Here is a 16023-nt window from a genome sequence, read left to right as displayed (position 1 = left end):
GGGCTTGGATATGAGCGTTGAGGCTGGAGCTGCCGGCGGACTGCTGGCGGGCGTGACGATTATCGATCTCTCCCGCGTGCTCGCGGGGCCGTTTTGCACCATGACGCTGGCCAATATGGGCGCGCGCGTCATCAAGGTGGAAATTCCCGAAACAGGCGATGATTCCCGCGCCTTCGGCCCCTTTTACAATGGGAAGTCGCTCTATTTCTCCGCCATCAATTGCAACAAGGAGAGCATCGCGCTCAACCTGAAGAATCCGGACGACCGGGTGATCTTCGAGAAGCTGCTCGAGAAGGCGGACGTCCTCGTGGAGAACTACCGGCCGGGCACCATGGAGAAGCTCGGCTACGGCTGGGACACCCTGCACGAGAAATTCCCCCGCCTCATCTACGGCGCCGCCTCCGGCTTCGGCGACAGCGGCCCAATCTCCCGGCGCGCGGCCTATGACATGGTGGTGCAGGGCATGGGCGGTGTGATGAGCCTCACCGGCTATCCCGGCCAGCCGCCGGCGCGCGTCGGCATCTCCATCGGCGACATCACCGCCGGCATTTATCTGTCCAACGGCCTCTCTGCCGCCCTCTACAAGCGGGCTGTATCCGGCATCGCCTGCAAGATCGACATCGCCATGCTGGACTGCCAGGTGGCGATCATGGAGGACGCGGTCACGGCCTATGCCAAGACCGGCGAGGTGCCCGGCCCCAAGGGCACCCGCCACCCCTCCATCTGCCCCTTCCAGGCCTATGCCGCGCAGGACGGCAACGTCATCATCGCAGCCGGCAATGATCACCTCTTCAGCCTGATGGCGCAGGCGCTGGAGCGGCCCGATCTGCTCACCGACGAACGCTTCAAGTCCAACGACTTGCGCCACGGCAATGGAGACGCGCTTCAGGCCGAGATGGAGAAGACCCTCGGCACCAAGCCCGTTGCCGCTTGGCTGGAGGCACTGAACGCAAAGGGCGTGCCCTGCGCGCCCATCAACGACATTCCCCACATGATGGCCGAGCCCCAGGTGGCGGCCCGCAACATGATCGTCACCGTGGACGATCCCGTCGCGGGCGAGATCAAGGTGGCGGGCAACCCCATCAAGGTGGTCGGCGCGCCGGAGCCGAAGACCTACTCCCCGCCACCCGAGCTCGACGCCAACCGCGCCGCGATCCTCGCCGAGTTCGTGGGAAGCGCATCGTGAGCGACGCGGCCCAAATGGTGTCGGTTGAGGTCAAGGACCGCATCGCCACCCTCACCCTGAACAATGCCGCCAAGCGCAACGCGCTGACCCGGGCGCTGCTGGACGCGCTCATCGCCGCCCTGAAGAGCCTGAAGGCGCAGGACGTGCGCGTGGTGATCCTGCGCGCCCCGGCGGATGCCACAGTCTGGTCGGCGGGCCACGACATCAAGGAACTGCCCCACGGCCATGAGGATCCACTCGGCTATGCCGATCCCCTCGAACGGGCCTTGCGGGCGATCCGCGAATTCCCGACGCCGGTCATCGCCATGGTGCACGGCACGGTGTGGGGCGGCGCGTTCGACCTGGTCCTGTCCTGCGACATGATCGTGGCGGACGAGACGGCGAGCTTCGCCATCACGCCGGTCAATCTCGGCTTGCCCTACAACACCACGGGACTGCTGCACTTCATCGGCCGGCTGCCCATGAACCTCATCAAGGAAATGTTCTTCACCGCGACCCCGCTGAAGGCCGAGGACGCGGCGCGCTGGCATATCGTCAACCACCTCGTGCCCTCGGCCGAGCTCGAAGGCTTCACCCTTTCTCTGGCAGAGGGAATGGCCGCAAAGGCGCCTTTGGCGGTGGCGGTGATCAAGGAGCAGCTGCGGGTGCTCACCGACTACCAGCCCATCGCCGCCCAGGTGTTCGAGCGTATCCAGGATATGCGGCGGAAGGTCTATGACAGCGCCGATTTCCAGGAGGGCATCAACGCCTTCCTGGAAAAGCGCAAAGCCGTGTTCACCGGCAGCTGAAGAGGCTCTCCCATTCATCAGGCCAGGGCTTGTCCCGGGCGTGACGGCCGTGTGGGACCTACCGCGCCTTCAGCCGTGCGATCAAAGCGCGGCAATAATCGGGGCCGACCTCCCGGTCATTGAAGATGATATGGAAGACGAGGGGGGCCACCAGATGGTCAACCACCTCGTCCACCCGGAACGGCGTCTCGCCCCGCGCCGCGGCACGGGCGGCGATGGTCCCCAGCTGCTCATTGGTGAACTGGCAGCACTGTTCGGGACGATCTGATTCCCCAAGTGTGCCGAGGACATCCCGTAGCAAGGCCTGCCCCACCGGCGAGGACATTTCTTCCATATATTGCTCGGCCCAGGCTTCCAGGTCCGACCACATGCCGCCGGTGTCCGCGGGATCCGCGATGGGGCGCAGTCGCTGCACGGCGACGTCCGCCATCAGCTCGGACAGGTCGCCCCAGCGCCGATAGACGGTCGAAGGCGTCACGCCCGCGCGCGCCGCGATCATTGGCACCGTGATCTCCGCCCGGTCCATCTCCGTGGACAGGTCGTTCACCGCCTGGTGGACGGCGGCCTGGATGCGGGCACTGCGCCCGCCGAACCGCATCCTTTCCTTGGTACTCATCGAACTTACTCCCGGCCCCCGCGCATGGCGCATAGCGGCCATTCCACGGCGGCATATACCCCTTAACGCAAAAAAGTTGCATTAAGAATGGCACAGCCTTACACAGGCTTAAAGCTATAAATTAGCTTTAAGAGAAGGGCTAGTCCCATGCAGAGCAGCAGCGCTCCCACCATGACCGTCCGCCAACGCGCAACATTCAGTCCCGGCGCCATGACGGTGTTCGCCGTTCTCGCGGCCGTGACCATCTCAGCCAGCAGCAGCGCGCCGACGCCGCTCTATCATCTGTATCAGGAGCAGATCGGCCTCTCGCCGCTCCTCATCACCATCGTCTTCGCCACCTATTCTATGAGCCTCCTGGTGGCGCTTCTTACCGTCGGCTCGCTATCCGACTATATCGGCCGCCGGCCGGTGATCCTCGCCGCGCTCATCCTCAATGTGGGGGCGATGGTGCTCTTCATCATCGCCGGCTCGGCCACCATGCTGATTGCGGCGCGCGCGGTGCAGGGCTTTGCCACCGGCATCGCGACCACGACCCTCGGCGCCGCCATTCTCGACACGAACCGGACCCGCGGGCCCCTTCTCAACAGCATCACGGCCTTCATGGGCCACACCGTCGGCTCGCTCGGCGCGGGCGTGCTCATCACCTTCGCCCCGGCGCCGACCCAGCTCGTCTACGGCCTGCTGATGGCGGTCTGCGTGATCGGGATCGTGGTTCTCGCGGCCATGCCGGAGACCGGCATGAACCGGCCCGGCGCGCTCGCCTCCCTGAAGCCCGATGTGCGCGTACCCCAGCAGGCCCGGGCGACCTTCCTGCGCATCCTGCCGCTCAATGTGGCGGGTTGGGCGCTCGGCGGCTTCTACCTGTCCCTCATGCCCTCGGTGGTGCGCGTCGCCACTGGCTTCACGTCTCCCCTGGTAGGCGCGGCGGTGGTGGCGGCGCTGATGATCACGGCCGTGAGCACGGTGATCTCCCTGCGCAATCAGCCCCCTGCCCGGCTCCTGTCCCTCGGCGTGTGGGGCCTTGCGCTCGGGGTCATGATCACCCTTGCGGGCGTGGAGCTTCAGCGGGTGGAGCTGATGCTGGGCGGCACGGTGGTGGCCGGCATCGGCTTCGGCTCGTCCTTCTCCGGCATCCTGCGCGCGCTCCTGCCGCTCGCGGGGCCGGATGAGCGCGCCGGGCTCCTCGCCACCTATTATGTGGTGAGCTTCCTCTCCTTCAGCCTGCCGGCGGTGGCGGCCGGCATCCTCGCGCCCACGTTCGGATTGGCGCACACCGCCCACATCTATGGCAGCGTGGTGATCCTGCTGTCGCTGATCTCATTCGTCGCCACCCGGCTGTCCCGCACCGCCTGAGGCGCGTGGCTAGAGCGCCACCTGGAATTCCCGCCAGCGCACCATGCGCGCCTTCAGGTCGATGGTCCGCCCATCGGTGGTGAAGGTGCCGTCGCCCTGGTGGTGCAGCATGCGCCGCTCCTTGCGGTCGCGGTCCATCCAGATCGCGACCGCCTCCAGCACGAACAGATTGTATTTCTTGACCAAAGTGTCGTCGGCCACCCGGCACTCGATATTGGCGAGGCACGCCGGAAGCAGCGGCGCCGACACCTTCGCAGCCTTCTTGGTCTCCAGCTTGAACGCCGCGAACTTGTCCGTGTCCGCCCCCGAGCAATTGCCGATGTCCACCACGGTCTTGGCAAGGTCTACAGTGGGGATGGCGAGCACACATTCCCCGGTCTCCCGCAGCGCCGTGTAGCTGTGGTCCCATGGGCCGATGACACAGCCGATCAGCGGCGGATCGTGCTGGATCATCATGTGGAAGCCCATGGTCATGACGTTGGCCTTCCCCTTCAAAGCGGTCGTCACCAGAAGGATGGGGCCGGGCTCCAGCAGCCGGTAGGCCTTGGACGGTTCGATCTTTTCCATGGCGGTCTCCCAGGCAGCGCTCCGGTGGACAATGCCCCAGGCGACACCCGGGTTTCCGGCCGGGTCAAGCCCAACCGTAACGTATGCCCTTATCCCGCATACGCCTTCCGCATTTTCGCGAGATTGATCTTCTTCATCTGCATCATGGCCCGCATGGCCCGCTCCACGCGGGCGGGATCGGCATCGAGCATCATCTCGGGCAGTTCCCAGGAATTGATCTGCCAGGTGACGCCGTAGCGGTCCGTCAGCCAGCCGCAATCATGCCCCTCGCCGCCATGGCCCAGCGTCTCCCAGAGACGGTCGATCTCCTGCTGGTTCTCGCAGTCCACATACAGGGAGATGGCGCCGGTGAACTTGAAGAGCGGGCCGGCATTGATGGCCGCAAACGCCTGCCCTGCCAGCTCGAAGGCGATGCACATGACCGAGCCCTCAGGTCCCGGTCCCGCCTTGCCGTAGCGGGCGACATCGAGGATGCGCGAGTTCGGGAACACGGAGACATAGAAATTCACCGCCTCCTCGGCAGTGCTGTCGAAACAGAGGAAAGGGGTGATCTTCTGCTTGATGTTCATGAGGTCCTCCTGTGCGTGCTTCCAGAGGACGGATGAAGCGGCGCGATACCGACAGGTCTCCCCTCGCCTTTTCCGATTTTCAGATATTACGTCGCGGAATACATGTCCGTGCGTGAGACAAATGTGTGCCTCGCCGACAGCATGACTGTCTTACGGAAGCAAATCGCCCCGCATGATCGCATCGGCATAGTTCTTGCGGTTTTCTCCACAACCGCCAGCACCCTGAACGCATGGCGGACTCCTGAGGAGACGCCCGTGCCACACATCCCCTCTTCGCACTTGAATCGCAGGACTGCCCTCGGCAGCCTCGTTCTGGCCGCTACCCTGCTTGTGCCATCCCTCGTGCAGGCGCAGAGCGCCACATACCCGTCCAAGGCCATTGAGCTGATCGTGCCGTTCGCAGCCGGCGGCACGACGGACGTCGCAGCCCGCATCCTGGCTCCCGCTCTGGAGGCGCGGTGGAAAGTGCCCGTGCGCGTTATCAACCGGCCGGGCGGCAATACGGTGCCCGCCGTCAACGAGGTGATGACCGCACAGCCGGACGGCCACACCCTGCTCATGGACAACCCGCCCCAAAGCTCGATGCTTGAAATCGTCGTGAAGCAGCTCCCCTTCAAGGTCATGGATCGCAGCTTCATCGGCATGTTTGCCCAGACGCCGATGATGATCATCGTGCCCTACGACTCTCCCTTCAAGACGCTGGCCGACGCAGCCGCGGCCTTCAAGGCGGACCCCACCAAACCGAGCTGGACCTCGCTCGGCGGCGCCGGCGCGCAGGACCTCACGTTCCGCCAGTTCTTCAAGGCATTGGCGATCGACGTCACAAAGACCAGGCCAGTGCAGCTCAAGGGCGGCTCGGAAGCGGTGACGCTGACCGCTGGTGGTCATGTCTCCGTGGGTGTCGCCACCTGGTCCTCCATCGCCGCGCCGCTTTCCGCCAAGCATCTGCAGGTGCTGGCCGTGGCGGCGTCCGAGCGCTATCCTGAAATCCCCGATGTGCCGACCACGGTGGAGGCCGGCTTTCCCCACATGAACGTGCTCTATTGGACCGGCGTCTCCGGTCCGCCCGGACTGCCGCCGGAGGTGGCGCAACGTTGGGATGCGGCGCTGAAGGAGCTGACCGGGGACCCCGCTTTCATCCAGCAGCTTGCACGGGTGGCGCTGGTGCCCTTTTTCATGAACGCGTCAGGCATGCGCGACTTCGTCTCGGACGAGACCAAGTCCGTCGCCGCGCTCTGGGCCAAGTAGAGAGGCCAAGGCATGACCACCCCCTTGAAGTGTGCCCTCCAAATCCTCGCAGAGCCGCCATCCCTTCAGCGACCGGCGCCGGCGGGGGTGCTCCAGCGGCAGGTCTGGAAAGGCGGCGTCACGAACCGCGAAACACGTAGGGTGGAATCCACGCCGCCGCGCTACCTCTTCCTCGCCGATCTGTCCTGTGGGGCCCTGGAGGCGGGCGCGCAGACCCATTCCCCACCGCTTCATGATTGGCTTCTGGAGCAGATCGAGCCGAGCGGCGAACAAGCAACGAACGCGGCAGGTGGTGTGATCCTGGTGTCCATGGACGTCGATCCAGCCCAGGAGGACGAATTCAACGAGTGGTACAATACCGAGCACTTCCCGATCTTCCGACGCGTGCCCGGCGTGATCCAGGCCCGGCGATTTCGCGCACTGAGGGGCGCACCGCGCTACGTGGCGCTCTACCACGTGGAAAGCCTCGACGTGTATCGCCGCCCCGACTGGATGGCCGCCAACGAAACGCCTTGGATCCTGCGGTTGCGCCGCTACCAGCGCAACCGCACCTATTTCATGTTTTCCGAAGCCACACAGGCAGATTAGGGCGACCAGCCCTTATCGGCTCCAGCCGTTGGCGCTCCTCAGTCGAACAGATCCTCCAAGAAGGACTTTTTCCGCTTTGGGTAGCCTTGCTTGCCGTGGTCGCCGCCATAAGGCTGGCCATAGCCCTGCTGCCCGTATCCCTGCTGCGCGTATCCTTGCGGCTGGTAAGCCGGCGCCGGCTGGGGCTGATAGGCCGGAGCCGGTTGGGGCTGCGCCTGAGGCTGCGATGCCGCTTCGCGGCCGCTGCGCTCGATGATCTTGTCCAGCTCGCCCCGGTCCAGCCACACCCCCCGGCATTGCGGGCAATAGTCGATCTCGACCCCCTGCCGCTCGCTCATCACCAGAGGCAGCTTGCAGACGGGACACGGCATGCCGACGGCGGGATTGGTCATGGGCTTGGCCTCCTCAAGGGCGGCCGTCGCCCCCTGGCGCCGGCTGCTGAAGTGACGTAAGGGCATGTCGCCACCCTTTCAAGGCGCGGGAAGTGTCGCACCGGGAAAGAAATCGCGCCGGCCTGTCGGATTGGCGCCGTCCGGCCCGTCCTTGAGGGGTGCAACTCAAGAGGAGGCTCTCATGCCCTACGTGGATGGTTTCGTGCTTGCCGTGCCGAAGGCCAATCTCGACGCCTACAAGGCGGTGGCGACCACCGCCGGCGAGGTGTGGAAGGAATATGGCGCGCTCTCTTACGTGGAGTGCTTCGCGGACGATGTCCCGGACGGAAAGCTCACCTCCTTCCCCCTGGCCGTGAAGGCCACGGAGGATGAGATCGTGGTGTTCTCCTGGATCACCTATCCCTCCCGCGAGGTGCGCGACGAGATCAACAAGAAGGTGATGGCGGACCCGCGCCTCAAGTGCGAAATGGAGAACATGCCCTTCGACGGCAAGCGCATGATCTATGGCGGGTTCAAGACCGTCATCGAGATGTAGGGCACCCCTCCCGCTCCGGATCGTGAAGGCTTGGCCATTGCACGTCGAACCCTGTCCGGGTTCAACTGGCGAGGGGAGCCTGTCATGGTCCGGAACGAGGGAAGCAAGGCACCGGCGAGCCGGCCGCTGACGCGGCGGGCCGTGCTGGCCGGCTTTGCCCTGCTTGCGGCGCCGCGCGCGATGGCCGATGCCTCGCCAGAGGCCCTGACCATCGCGGCGGCCGGCGACCAGGTCGCGGTGACGCGGTTTGCGGCAGCGGGATCGGACAAGCGCCCGGCCGTGCTGCTGCTTCACGGCAGCCTCGGCGTGGAGCTGAGCCCGAAAGCCTATGAGCGGCACGCGCAGGCGCTGGCCGCCGCCGGCATCGACGCCTATCTCGTGCGCTATTACGACCCCGCCGACATGGCCGCGCTGGATGAGCACACGACCAAGCACGCGGCCCGTCTCGCCTATCGCGCGCAGCGCTTCGCCCATTGGGCCGAGCAGGAGGCGGCGGTGGCCGCTGCCATCGCGCGCCGGCCCGAGAGCTCGGGCCGCATCGGCCTCCTCGGCTTTTCCCTGGGCGGCTATGTGGCCGCCGCCACGGCGGCGCGGGACCCGCAGATCGCGGCGCTGGCCGTCATGTATGGCGGCATGCCCCCGGCTTTCGTGCCGGAGGTCACCCGCCTCCCGCCCCTCATCGTCCTTCACGGGGAGGCCGATCGCAGGATTCCGGTGTCGGAAGGCGAAGCCCTCGTTCAGCTCGCGCGCAAGGTGGGCGCTCCCGCCGAACTCGTCACCTATCCGGGCGAAGGCCACGGCTTCGACCGCTCCGCCAAGAACACCGCGGGTATGGACGCCATCGCGCGCGTGGTCAGCTTCTTCCAGCGCACGCTGACGGCGAGCTAGTTCTCCGGCCCCGACCCGCCAATGTTCGCCATGGTCGGCTCTTCCGGCCGCACGCCGGCGGCGCGGTTGACCAGGGCGGTGATGATCCAGAGCACCAGGCCAATGGCGAGGAGGACGCCCGCCACGCGATACTGGACGGGATCACGCCCGGTCCACGGCCCGGCCAGGAAGGCGCAGAACAGCGCGCCGAGCACGGGCAGCAGCGTGGGTGTGCGGAAATGCTTGTGGTCCACCTCGTCCTTCCGCAGCACCAGCACCGCGATGTTCACCACCGTGAACACGCAGAGCAGCAGCAGCGCCGTGGTGCCGCCCAGGGCCGGCACCTCGCCGACGAAGGTGATGAGCGCGAAGGCCAGGAGTGTGGTGAAGCCGATGGCCACATAAGGCGTGCGGCGCGACGCATGCACCTTGCCCAGCAGCGGCGGCAGCACGTGCTCCCGGCTCATGCCATAGACCAGCCGGCTCGCCATCAGCATGTTGATGAGGGCGGAATTGGCCACCGCGAACATGGTGATGAAGCCGAAGATCCAGATGGGAAACCCCGGCGCGCCGGCCTGCACCACCTTCAGGAGCGGCGTCTCGCCCTCCCCCAACTCCGCCGGCGGCACCAGCGTGACGGCGGAGATGGAGACCAGCACATAGATGGCGCCGGTGATGAACAGGCCTGCCAGCAGCACTTTCGGGAAATGGCGGGTGGGATCCTTGCATTCCTCCGCCATGTTCACGCTGTCCTCGAACCCCACCATGGCGAAGAAGGCGAGCGTGGTGGCGGCGATCACCGGCCAGACCAGCCCCGCTTCGCCGGAGGGGAATTCCAGCACCCGCGAGACATCGCCCTGCCCGGCGCCGATCGCCCAGAGGCCGATGAAGATGATGATGAGAAGGCCGGTGAGCTCCACCAGGGTGAGCACCACATTGGCCTTCACGCTCTCGCCGACGCCGCGGAAATTGATCGCCGCCACCGCGGCCATGAAGAGCAAGCCGACGGCCGTGATGCCGAAGGTGCCGGCGAGGCCGAGATCGAAGGCATTCGAGAGGTTCGCCGCAAAAGCCCGCGAGGCGGTGGAGGCGGACGTGATGCCGGAGCACATCACCGCGAAGGCGACGATGAAGGTGACGAAATGGATGCCGAACGCCTTGTGCGTATAGAGCGCCGCGCCGGCCGCCTTGGGGTATTTCGTCACCAGCTCCAGGTAGGAGAAGGCGGTGATCACCGCCACCACGAAGGCGACGAGGAAGGGCAGCCAAACCGCGCCGCCCACCTGCTTCGCCACCTGCCCGGTCAGCGCGTAGATGCCGGTGCCGAGGATGTCGCCGACAATGAAGAGGAGCAGCAGCCAGGGTCCCATGACCCTGTGGAGGCTCGGCTGGGCCGGCTCCTTCTGCGCGAGCGCCTGATTGGCTGTTATGTCGCTCATGCCCTGCTCCTCCTGGTCGAACCGAGCGGCACAAAGATGCCACTGCGGTATTCAGGCTTAACAGTGGAGAAGCGTGACAGTTCCGTAGAGGAATGTGTTGCGGCGCATCAAAGCTTGGCGGCGCAGAACGAGCGCCAGCCGGAAACCTGGGCAGTCCGCCGCCGGCGGGCACCAGGAGGGCGTGCATCACCCGGCTGAGTTATCCACAGACGGAGATGCCGCCGCAGGCTGTGGTTCCATCCGCCTGTCGCAAAGCGCGGGTCGTATTTTCCACCGGCAATTTCACCGATATCCGAGCCCGCATGCTCATCCTATAAAAGGTGGAATCCCATGCACCACATGAGAGCTTAACGACGTGTCATCGAGCCCCGCCGAATCCCCTGCTGCGCCTGCCGAACGCAAGAGCGCGCGCACCATCTGGATCGTCGCCGGCGTCCTTGGGGTGATCGCCTTCTTCTATCTCGTGCCGGAATTGTTCGTCGCCTACACAGAAGATGCCTATGTGCGCTCGGACTTCGTGGAGGTGGCGCCTGAAGTGTCCGGTGTGATCGCGCAAGTGGATGTGGTGGACAACCAGACAGTGTCCGTCGGCACCCCCCTCGCCGCGATCGACCCCAAGCCGTTCCAGCTTGAAGTGGACCTGAAACAGAAACAGGTGGAAAACGCCCTGGCAGCAGCGAAGGTGAAGCAGGACGGCGCCCAGGTGATTGCCGCGGACATCGATTCCGCGAAGGCGGCGGTGACCTTGGCTCAGCGGGAGTATGACCGCTTCCACGCTCTCGTAAGCGAGCAGGCGGTCTCCCAGGAGGTGCTGGACCGTGCCACGGACCAGCGCCAGACCACCCTCGACACGCTCGCGCAGAAGCAGTCGGATGCGAAGGTGAATGCCGGCGAAGTGGCCGCTGCTGAAGCACAAGTGGAGATCACCAAGGCAGAGCTCGCGCTCGCCCAGTATAATCTCTCGCGCACGCGGCTTGCCGCCCCGGTGCCCGGCTATGTCACCAACCTCATCCTGCGCCCTGGCGCCTATGCCAGCGCCGGCAAGCCGGTGGTGGGCATCGTCGACGAAACGCAGTGGCGCATCACCGCGAACTTCAAGGAATATGTGGCCTCGCGCCTCAAGCCCGGCATGCGGGCATGGGTCTGGCTCGACAGCTCCCCCTGGCGGCTCATGCCTGCCCGCGTGGTCGGCGTGGCGCGCGGCATCTCCCGCGACCAGGAAACCGGCCGCATGCTGCCCTATGTGGCGCCCACCACGGACTGGATCCGCCTGCTGCGGCGCCTGCCCGTGACGCTGGTGCTGGACCCCAAGCCCGCCGACGTGCCTCTCTTCATGGGTGCCGACGCCCGCGTCCTGCTGTTCCCCTGAGGCCGGCATGGGCACGTCCAGGGGGCCTCTGCATCACCGCCTTTCCACCGGGCTGCGGCGGGAGTTGGGGACCATTTCCTTCTCCGGGCCCGTTGCCAGCCTCGCCTGCCGCACGTCGCTGGCAGCCGTGCTCGCGGTGCTTGCCGCCTTGTGGCTGCATCTGGAGAATCCCGTCTGGGCCGGCATCACCGCATTCGGCATCATCCAGCAGGACATTGCCGCCTCCGTTTCCCGCTCCATAGACCGCTGCCTCGGCACCATTGTGGGAGCGGCAGTGGGCTATTTCGGTTCGCACTTCGTCGCGCAGCACCTGATCTTCATGCTCATCTGTACGTGCTCCATCATCTTCGGCATCTATGGCCAGGAGCGCAGCCGCCACGGCTACGCCGTCCTCCTCGGCGCGGTGACGGTGATCCTCGTGATGTTCGGCAGCATGTCCAACCCGGACAGCGCCCTCGATGTCGCCGTCTACCGCTCCCTGGAAATCATGGTGGGCGTGGTGGTCGCCTGCTTCATGGATTACGTGTTCGGCCCCACCGGGCCGCGCGTTCCTCCTCCGCCCAAGCCCGGCATCTTCACCCGGCCGCTCGATGAGGGGCTGCTGGTCATCGCCATCACGGGCGGGATCGCCGCCGCCGCGATCCCGATCATCTGGGAGGGCTTGCAGCTTCCCGGCCTCAGCCAGACGCCGATCACCGCCTTCGTCATCATGATCGGCATGCGCCGCGAGCCGGCCTGGACGGCGGTCAACCGCCTCGCCGGCTGCGTGCTGGGCGGCGGTTTCGGGTTGCTGTGCATGCGCATCGTCGACGACGACATCGTGCTGTGGCTCACCTTCATGTTCATCGGCCTATACGTGGTGGCGCACATCAAGCACGGGAAAGGCGATGCCAATTATGTGGGCTACCAGGCGGGCATCGCCATGATCATGGCCATGGTGCAGGGCTTTGCCCCCTCTCCCGATATCATGCCCGCCATCAACCGCCTCGTCGGCATCTTCGGCGGCATCGTCGTGGTGCTGGTGGCGCAGGCCCTGGTCATGCCTCTCGTTGCCCGCGCCATGCCCTACATCCTGGGCCGCACGCAGAGCGCCCCGCCGGCGCGCGATGCCTAACCCCGCCGGCAAGTGCTTGGCTGCCGATGCAATTCAGCATTAGATGACGCACGGTGCCGGGGAGGACATCCCCCGGCACCCGAGACATCCGCAGGATTTCCGGCAGGGACTGGCTCGGCCAGCACAGACACTGGGGCGCATAGATTTCGAAGCGCTGTTCGCCGCTTCGCCGAACCCATATGTCCTGCTCGACCCCTCGTTCGGCCTTGTGGCCATGAACGACGCTTATTTGCGCGTTACCGGCCGGGAGCGCACGGACATCCTCGGCCGCAACATGTTCGAGGCGTTTCCCAGCGACCCGGATTCAGCGGGTCATCGCACACTGCGCCAATCGCTGGAACGGGTGGTGCGCGAGCGCGTCCAGGATCACCTTCCGCTCATTCTCTATGCCATCCCTATCAACGGCGGGCGCGGGTTCGAGGAGCGTTATTGGAGCGCCACGCACACGCCACTGTTCGGTGAGGACGGCAAGCTCGCATTCATCCTCCAGCATACGGTGGACGTCACCGAGCTTCACCGCCTGCGGCAGCAGGCCGGCAGCGCCACGGTCGCCGAGGACGGCGTGCTGCGCCGCGCGGAGGCCGTGCAGCACGTCAATCTGGTCCTCGAGCAAGAGCGCGTGAGGCTCGCCGACCTGTTCGAGCAGGCGCCCGGCTTCATGGCGGTCCTCTCCGGCCCCTCCCACGTCTATGAGATGGCGAACGCCGCCTGCCGCGCGCTCATCGGCGATCGCAAGATCCTGGGCCGCAGCGTGCAGGACGTCCTGCCCGAGCTCGTGGAGCAGGGCTTCATTAACCTGCTCGACAAGGTGTATGAAAGCGGACAGCCTTTCGTGGGCCGCCAGGTGCGGGTGGACCTCGGGACAGAGCCGGACAAGCCGGCCACGCCGCACTTTGTCGACTTCGTCTACCAGCCCATCCGCAATGCGCAGGGCGCCACCACAGGCATCTTCGTTCAGGGACACGACGTCTCCGACCTGAAGGCGGGGGCGGATGCGCTGCGCGAGACCGAGGCCCGCTTCCGCCTTGTGGCGGAAAGCGCGCCGGTCATGCTCTGGATGGGGGATGTCCATGGCGGTTGCGTGTATCTCAACCGGGCGCTCCGGGATTTTTGGGGCATATCGGAAGACGACATCGCGACGTTCGACTGGAACCAGACGCTGCATCCGGACGACCTGCCGAAGCTGCACGCGCCCTACAGCAAGGCCATGGCTGCGCGCATCGGCTTCTCCGTGGAGGCGCGATACCGGCGCCGCGACGGCGTCTACCGCCTCATCCACACCGACTCCCGCCCCCGCTTCGGCCAGGACGGCGCCTTCTTGGGCATGATCGGCGTGAATGTGGACATCACCGACATGCGCGAGGCGGAAGAGGCGCTGCGCACCGAGACGCAGCACCTGGAGCTGCTGAACCGGACCGGCGCCGCCATCGCCGCGGAATTGAACCTGGAGCGCATCGTCCAGACCGTGGTGGATGCCTCCGTCGACCTGACGGGGGCCGCCTTCGGCGCGTTCTTTTACAACCTGGAGGATGTAAAAGGCGAAAGCTACGCTCTTTATGCCTTATCCGGGGCGCCCCAAGAGGCGTTCAAGACGTTCCCCATGCCTCGTGCCACGCAGGTGTTCCAGCCCACCTTCCGTGGCGAGGGGCCGGTACGCTCGGACGATATCCTGGCGGACCCGCGCTACGGCAAGAGCGCGCCTTATTACGGGATGCCCGAGGGCCACCTTCCGGTGCGCAGCTATCTCGCCATCCCGGTCACGTCCCGGGCGGGCGAGGTCCTTGGCGGCCTGCTCTTCGGCCACCCGGAGCCCGGCCGCTTCAAGGCGGAGCATGAAACGCTGCTGACCGGCATCGCCGGCCAGGCGGCCACCGCCATCGACAATGCCCGCCTGTTCCAGGCGGCCGAGCGGGAGCTGGCCGAGCGCCGCCGTGCGGAAGAGGCGCTCCAGGCGCTCAACGCGACGCTGGAACAGCGCGTGGCGGAAGAGGTGGCCGAGCGCTCCAAGGCCGAGGACGCGCTGCGCCAGGCACACAAGATGGAAGCGGTCGGCCAGCTCACGGGCGGCATCGCCCACGATTTCAACAACCTGCTCCAGGGCATCATCGGCTCGCTCAACATCATGCAGCAGCGCATCCAGCAAGGCCGCACGGCGGACCTGGAGCGCTGGACCGCCGGGGCCATGACCTCGGCACAGCGCGCCGCCTCCCTGACCCACCGCCTGCTCGCCTTCGCGCGCCGCCAGCCGCTGGACCCGCGGCCTGTGAACGGCAACCCGCTGATGGCCTCCATGGAAGACCTGCTGCGGCGGACCATCGGCGAGCACATCCGGCTGGAACTGGTGCTTGCCGCCGGCCTGTGGACCACCTTGTGCGACCCAAACCAGCTCGAAAACGCGGTGCTGAACCTTGCCATCAATGCCCGCGATGCCATGCCGGACGGCGGCCAGCTGACCATCGAGACGTGCAACACCCATTTGGATGCACAGATCGCCAAGGAGCGAAACATGGTGGCGGGGCAGTATGTCTGCATCTGCGTCACCGATACCGGCGTCGGCATGACGCCGGAGGTGCTGGAGCGGGCCTTCGATCCGTTCTTCACCACCAAGCCCATCGGCCAGGGCACCGGGCTCGGCCTCTCCATGATCTACGGCTTCACGCGCCAGTCGGAAGGCTTCGCGAAGATCTACAGCGAGGTCGGCAAGGGCACGACGGTGAAGCTCTATCTTCCGCGCCACCGGGGTGCGGCGGAGGACGACGCGATAGCCCCGCCGGATTCGGACGAGGACACAATCGGCGACGGGCAGACCGTGCTGGTGGTGGAGGATGAGAGTGTCGTGCGCGGGCTCATCATCGAGGTCCTGCACGATCTCGGCTACCGCACCCTGGAGGCCGCCGACGGCTCTTCAGCGCTGGAGGCGCTGCAGACCACGCGCCAGCTCGACCTTCTGGTGACGGACATCGGCCTGCCCGGCCTGAATGGCCACCAGATCGCAGACGCCGCGCGCCAGGAGCGGCCGGACCTGAAGGTGCTGTTCATGACCGGCTATGCCGAGAACGCCACCATCGCCAACGGCTTCCTGGAGCCGGGCATGGCCATGATCACCAAGCCCTTCGCCATGGAGACCCTGGCGCGGCGGGTGCGGGACATGATGGGCGAGGCGTGAGGGTCCTTTCGAGCTGGCAATCGCCCCTCCTGCTTGCGGGAGAGGGTTAGGGTCTGAACTCAATCGAGTTGCGGTTTGGTTGTGTTACTGATTCAAAGCCTTCTGCTTGAGAGCGGAGGCTTGAATGGCGAAGGCTCTGACGTGGTTGAGCGATGCGGAGTGGGCTCGGATCGAACCGTTGCTGCCGAAGGGCCGCTGCGGGGCGCGACGTGTGGACGACCGCAGG

Annotated in this window: 15 protein-coding genes and 1 pseudogene; 11 read left to right on the top strand and 5 right to left on the bottom strand. The window is 65.9% G+C overall.

What is annotated here, in order from left to right; all coding sequences use genetic code 11:
* Positions 1–10 precede the first annotated feature (10 nt).
* Both ABLE91_RS12805 and scpB read left to right on the top strand, forming a co-directional pair.
* Positions 11–1186, top strand: coding sequence for a CaiB/BaiF CoA transferase family protein (locus ABLE91_RS12805; protein WP_348931226.1), 1176 nt, complete (start codon positions 11–13; stop codon positions 1184–1186).
* On the top strand, positions 1183–1974 hold the full coding sequence (gene scpB, locus ABLE91_RS12800) for a methylmalonyl-CoA decarboxylase (RefSeq protein WP_348931225.1): 792 nt from the start codon (positions 1183–1185) through the stop codon (positions 1972–1974). Before ABLE91_RS12805 ends, scpB begins: the two co-directional genes overlap by 4 nt.
* A gap of 58 nt (positions 1975–2032) precedes the next feature.
* Here the strand turns inward: scpB and ABLE91_RS12795 are convergent, their stop codons facing one another.
* Positions 2033–2590, bottom strand: coding sequence for a TetR/AcrR family transcriptional regulator (locus ABLE91_RS12795; RefSeq protein ID WP_348931224.1), 558 nt, complete (start codon positions 2588–2590; stop codon positions 2033–2035).
* Positions 2591–2761: 171 nt separating this feature from the next.
* On the opposite strand from ABLE91_RS12795, the gene ABLE91_RS12790 reads away from it, so the two are divergent.
* Positions 2762–3943, top strand: coding sequence for an MFS transporter (locus ABLE91_RS12790; protein ID WP_348931223.1), 1182 nt, complete (start codon positions 2762–2764; stop codon positions 3941–3943).
* Positions 3944–3952: 9 nt separating this feature from the next.
* Here the strand turns inward: ABLE91_RS12790 and ABLE91_RS12785 are convergent, their stop codons facing one another.
* Complete coding sequence (locus ABLE91_RS12785; protein WP_348931222.1) at positions 3953–4510, bottom strand: flavin reductase family protein; 558 nt, start codon at positions 4508–4510, stop codon at positions 3953–3955.
* A gap of 89 nt (positions 4511–4599) precedes the next feature.
* The gene (locus tag ABLE91_RS12780; RefSeq protein WP_348931221.1) at positions 4600–5079 is read right to left on the bottom strand and encodes a VOC family protein; all 480 of its coding nucleotides are present in this window, start codon (positions 5077–5079) and stop codon (positions 4600–4602) included.
* Between the two features lie 255 nt (positions 5080–5334).
* Here ABLE91_RS12780 and ABLE91_RS12775 point away from each other — a divergent pair, with 255 nt between their 5' ends.
* Positions 5335–6327: a tripartite tricarboxylate transporter substrate binding protein gene (locus tag ABLE91_RS12775; RefSeq protein ID WP_348931220.1), complete on the top strand. Its 993-nt coding sequence runs from the start codon at positions 5335–5337 to the stop codon at positions 6325–6327.
* 12 nt (positions 6328–6339) lie between these two features.
* Positions 6340–6915: a hypothetical protein gene (locus ABLE91_RS12770; RefSeq protein WP_348931219.1), complete on the top strand. Its 576-nt coding sequence runs from the start codon at positions 6340–6342 to the stop codon at positions 6913–6915.
* A 38-nt stretch (positions 6916–6953) separates the two neighbouring features.
* Here ABLE91_RS12770 and ABLE91_RS12765 read toward each other — a convergent pair whose 3' ends face one another.
* On the bottom strand, positions 6954–7307 hold the full coding sequence (locus ABLE91_RS12765; protein WP_348931218.1) for a TFIIB-type zinc ribbon-containing protein: 354 nt from the start codon (positions 7305–7307) through the stop codon (positions 6954–6956).
* A 181-nt stretch (positions 7308–7488) separates the two neighbouring features.
* Between ABLE91_RS12765 and ABLE91_RS12760 the strand changes: the two genes are divergently transcribed.
* The gene (locus ABLE91_RS12760) at positions 7489–7842 is read left to right on the top strand and encodes a DUF1428 domain-containing protein (RefSeq protein WP_348931217.1); all 354 of its coding nucleotides are present in this window, start codon (positions 7489–7491) and stop codon (positions 7840–7842) included.
* An 84-nt stretch (positions 7843–7926) separates the two neighbouring features.
* Positions 7927–8730 (top strand): dienelactone hydrolase family protein, encoded by an 804-nt coding sequence (locus tag ABLE91_RS12755; RefSeq protein WP_348931216.1) that lies wholly within the window; start codon positions 7927–7929, stop codon positions 8728–8730.
* On the opposite strand, the gene ABLE91_RS12750 is transcribed toward ABLE91_RS12755, so the two are convergent.
* A complete protein-coding gene (locus ABLE91_RS12750; RefSeq protein ID WP_348931215.1) occupies positions 8727–10148 on the bottom strand; it encodes an APC family permease in 1422 nt (473 codons plus the stop codon). The genes ABLE91_RS12755 and ABLE91_RS12750 overlap by 4 nt on opposite strands.
* A gap of 355 nt (positions 10149–10503) precedes the next feature.
* Here ABLE91_RS12750 and ABLE91_RS12745 point away from each other — a divergent pair, with 355 nt between their 5' ends.
* From ABLE91_RS12745 to ABLE91_RS12730, 4 genes and pseudogenes are all read left to right on the top strand, one after another.
* The gene (locus tag ABLE91_RS12745) at positions 10504–11517 is read left to right on the top strand and encodes an HlyD family secretion protein (RefSeq protein ID WP_348931214.1); all 1014 of its coding nucleotides are present in this window, start codon (positions 10504–10506) and stop codon (positions 11515–11517) included.
* Between the two features lie 7 nt (positions 11518–11524).
* Entirely contained in the window at positions 11525–12631 is a 1107-nt protein-coding gene (locus tag ABLE91_RS12740; protein WP_348931213.1) for an FUSC family protein, read from the top strand.
* Positions 12632–12674: 43 nt separating this feature from the next.
* The gene (locus ABLE91_RS12735) at positions 12675–15797 is read left to right on the top strand and encodes a PAS domain-containing protein (protein ID WP_348931212.1); all 3123 of its coding nucleotides are present in this window, start codon (positions 12675–12677) and stop codon (positions 15795–15797) included.
* A gap of 124 nt (positions 15798–15921) precedes the next feature.
* Positions 15922–16023, top strand: a pseudogene (locus tag ABLE91_RS12730) (IS5/IS1182 family transposase); the annotation flags it as partial.

The organism is Aquabacter albus (assembly GCF_040049275.1).
GTDB lineage: Bacteria > Pseudomonadota > Alphaproteobacteria > Rhizobiales > Xanthobacteraceae > Aquabacter.
Note: the sequence above shows the minus strand (reverse complement) of the source record. Positions and strands in the feature narration are given on the sequence as shown.

What these genes read in the sequence shown, in the direction of transcription:
- ABLE91_RS12760 (WP_348931217.1), top strand. Translation starts at nt 7,489, where the DNA reads ATGCCCTACGTGGATGGTTTCGTGCTTGCCGTGCCGAAGGCCAATCTC.
- ABLE91_RS12795 (WP_348931224.1), bottom strand. Translation starts at nt 2,590, where the DNA reads ATGAGTACCAAGGAAAGGATGCGGTTCGGCGGGCGCAGTGCCCGCATC.
- ABLE91_RS12735 (WP_348931212.1), top strand. Translation starts at nt 12,675, where the DNA reads ATGACGCACGGTGCCGGGGAGGACATCCCCCGGCACCCGAGACATCCG.
- ABLE91_RS12790 (WP_348931223.1), top strand. Translation starts at nt 2,762, where the DNA reads ATGACCGTCCGCCAACGCGCAACATTCAGTCCCGGCGCCATGACGGTG.
- ABLE91_RS12755 (WP_348931216.1), top strand. Translation starts at nt 7,927, where the DNA reads ATGGTCCGGAACGAGGGAAGCAAGGCACCGGCGAGCCGGCCGCTGACG.
- ABLE91_RS12765 (WP_348931218.1), bottom strand. Translation starts at nt 7,307, where the DNA reads ATGACCAATCCCGCCGTCGGCATGCCGTGTCCCGTCTGCAAGCTGCCT.
- ABLE91_RS12740 (WP_348931213.1), top strand. Translation starts at nt 11,525, where the DNA reads ATGGGCACGTCCAGGGGGCCTCTGCATCACCGCCTTTCCACCGGGCTG.
- ABLE91_RS12780 (WP_348931221.1), bottom strand. Translation starts at nt 5,079, where the DNA reads ATGAACATCAAGCAGAAGATCACCCCTTTCCTCTGTTTCGACAGCACT.
- ABLE91_RS12785 (WP_348931222.1), bottom strand. Translation starts at nt 4,510, where the DNA reads ATGGAAAAGATCGAACCGTCCAAGGCCTACCGGCTGCTGGAGCCCGGC.
- ABLE91_RS12770 (WP_348931219.1), top strand. Translation starts at nt 6,340, where the DNA reads ATGACCACCCCCTTGAAGTGTGCCCTCCAAATCCTCGCAGAGCCGCCA.
- ABLE91_RS12805 (WP_348931226.1), top strand. Translation starts at nt 11, where the DNA reads ATGAGCGTTGAGGCTGGAGCTGCCGGCGGACTGCTGGCGGGCGTGACG.
- ABLE91_RS12750 (WP_348931215.1), bottom strand. Translation starts at nt 10,148, where the DNA reads ATGAGCGACATAACAGCCAATCAGGCGCTCGCGCAGAAGGAGCCGGCC.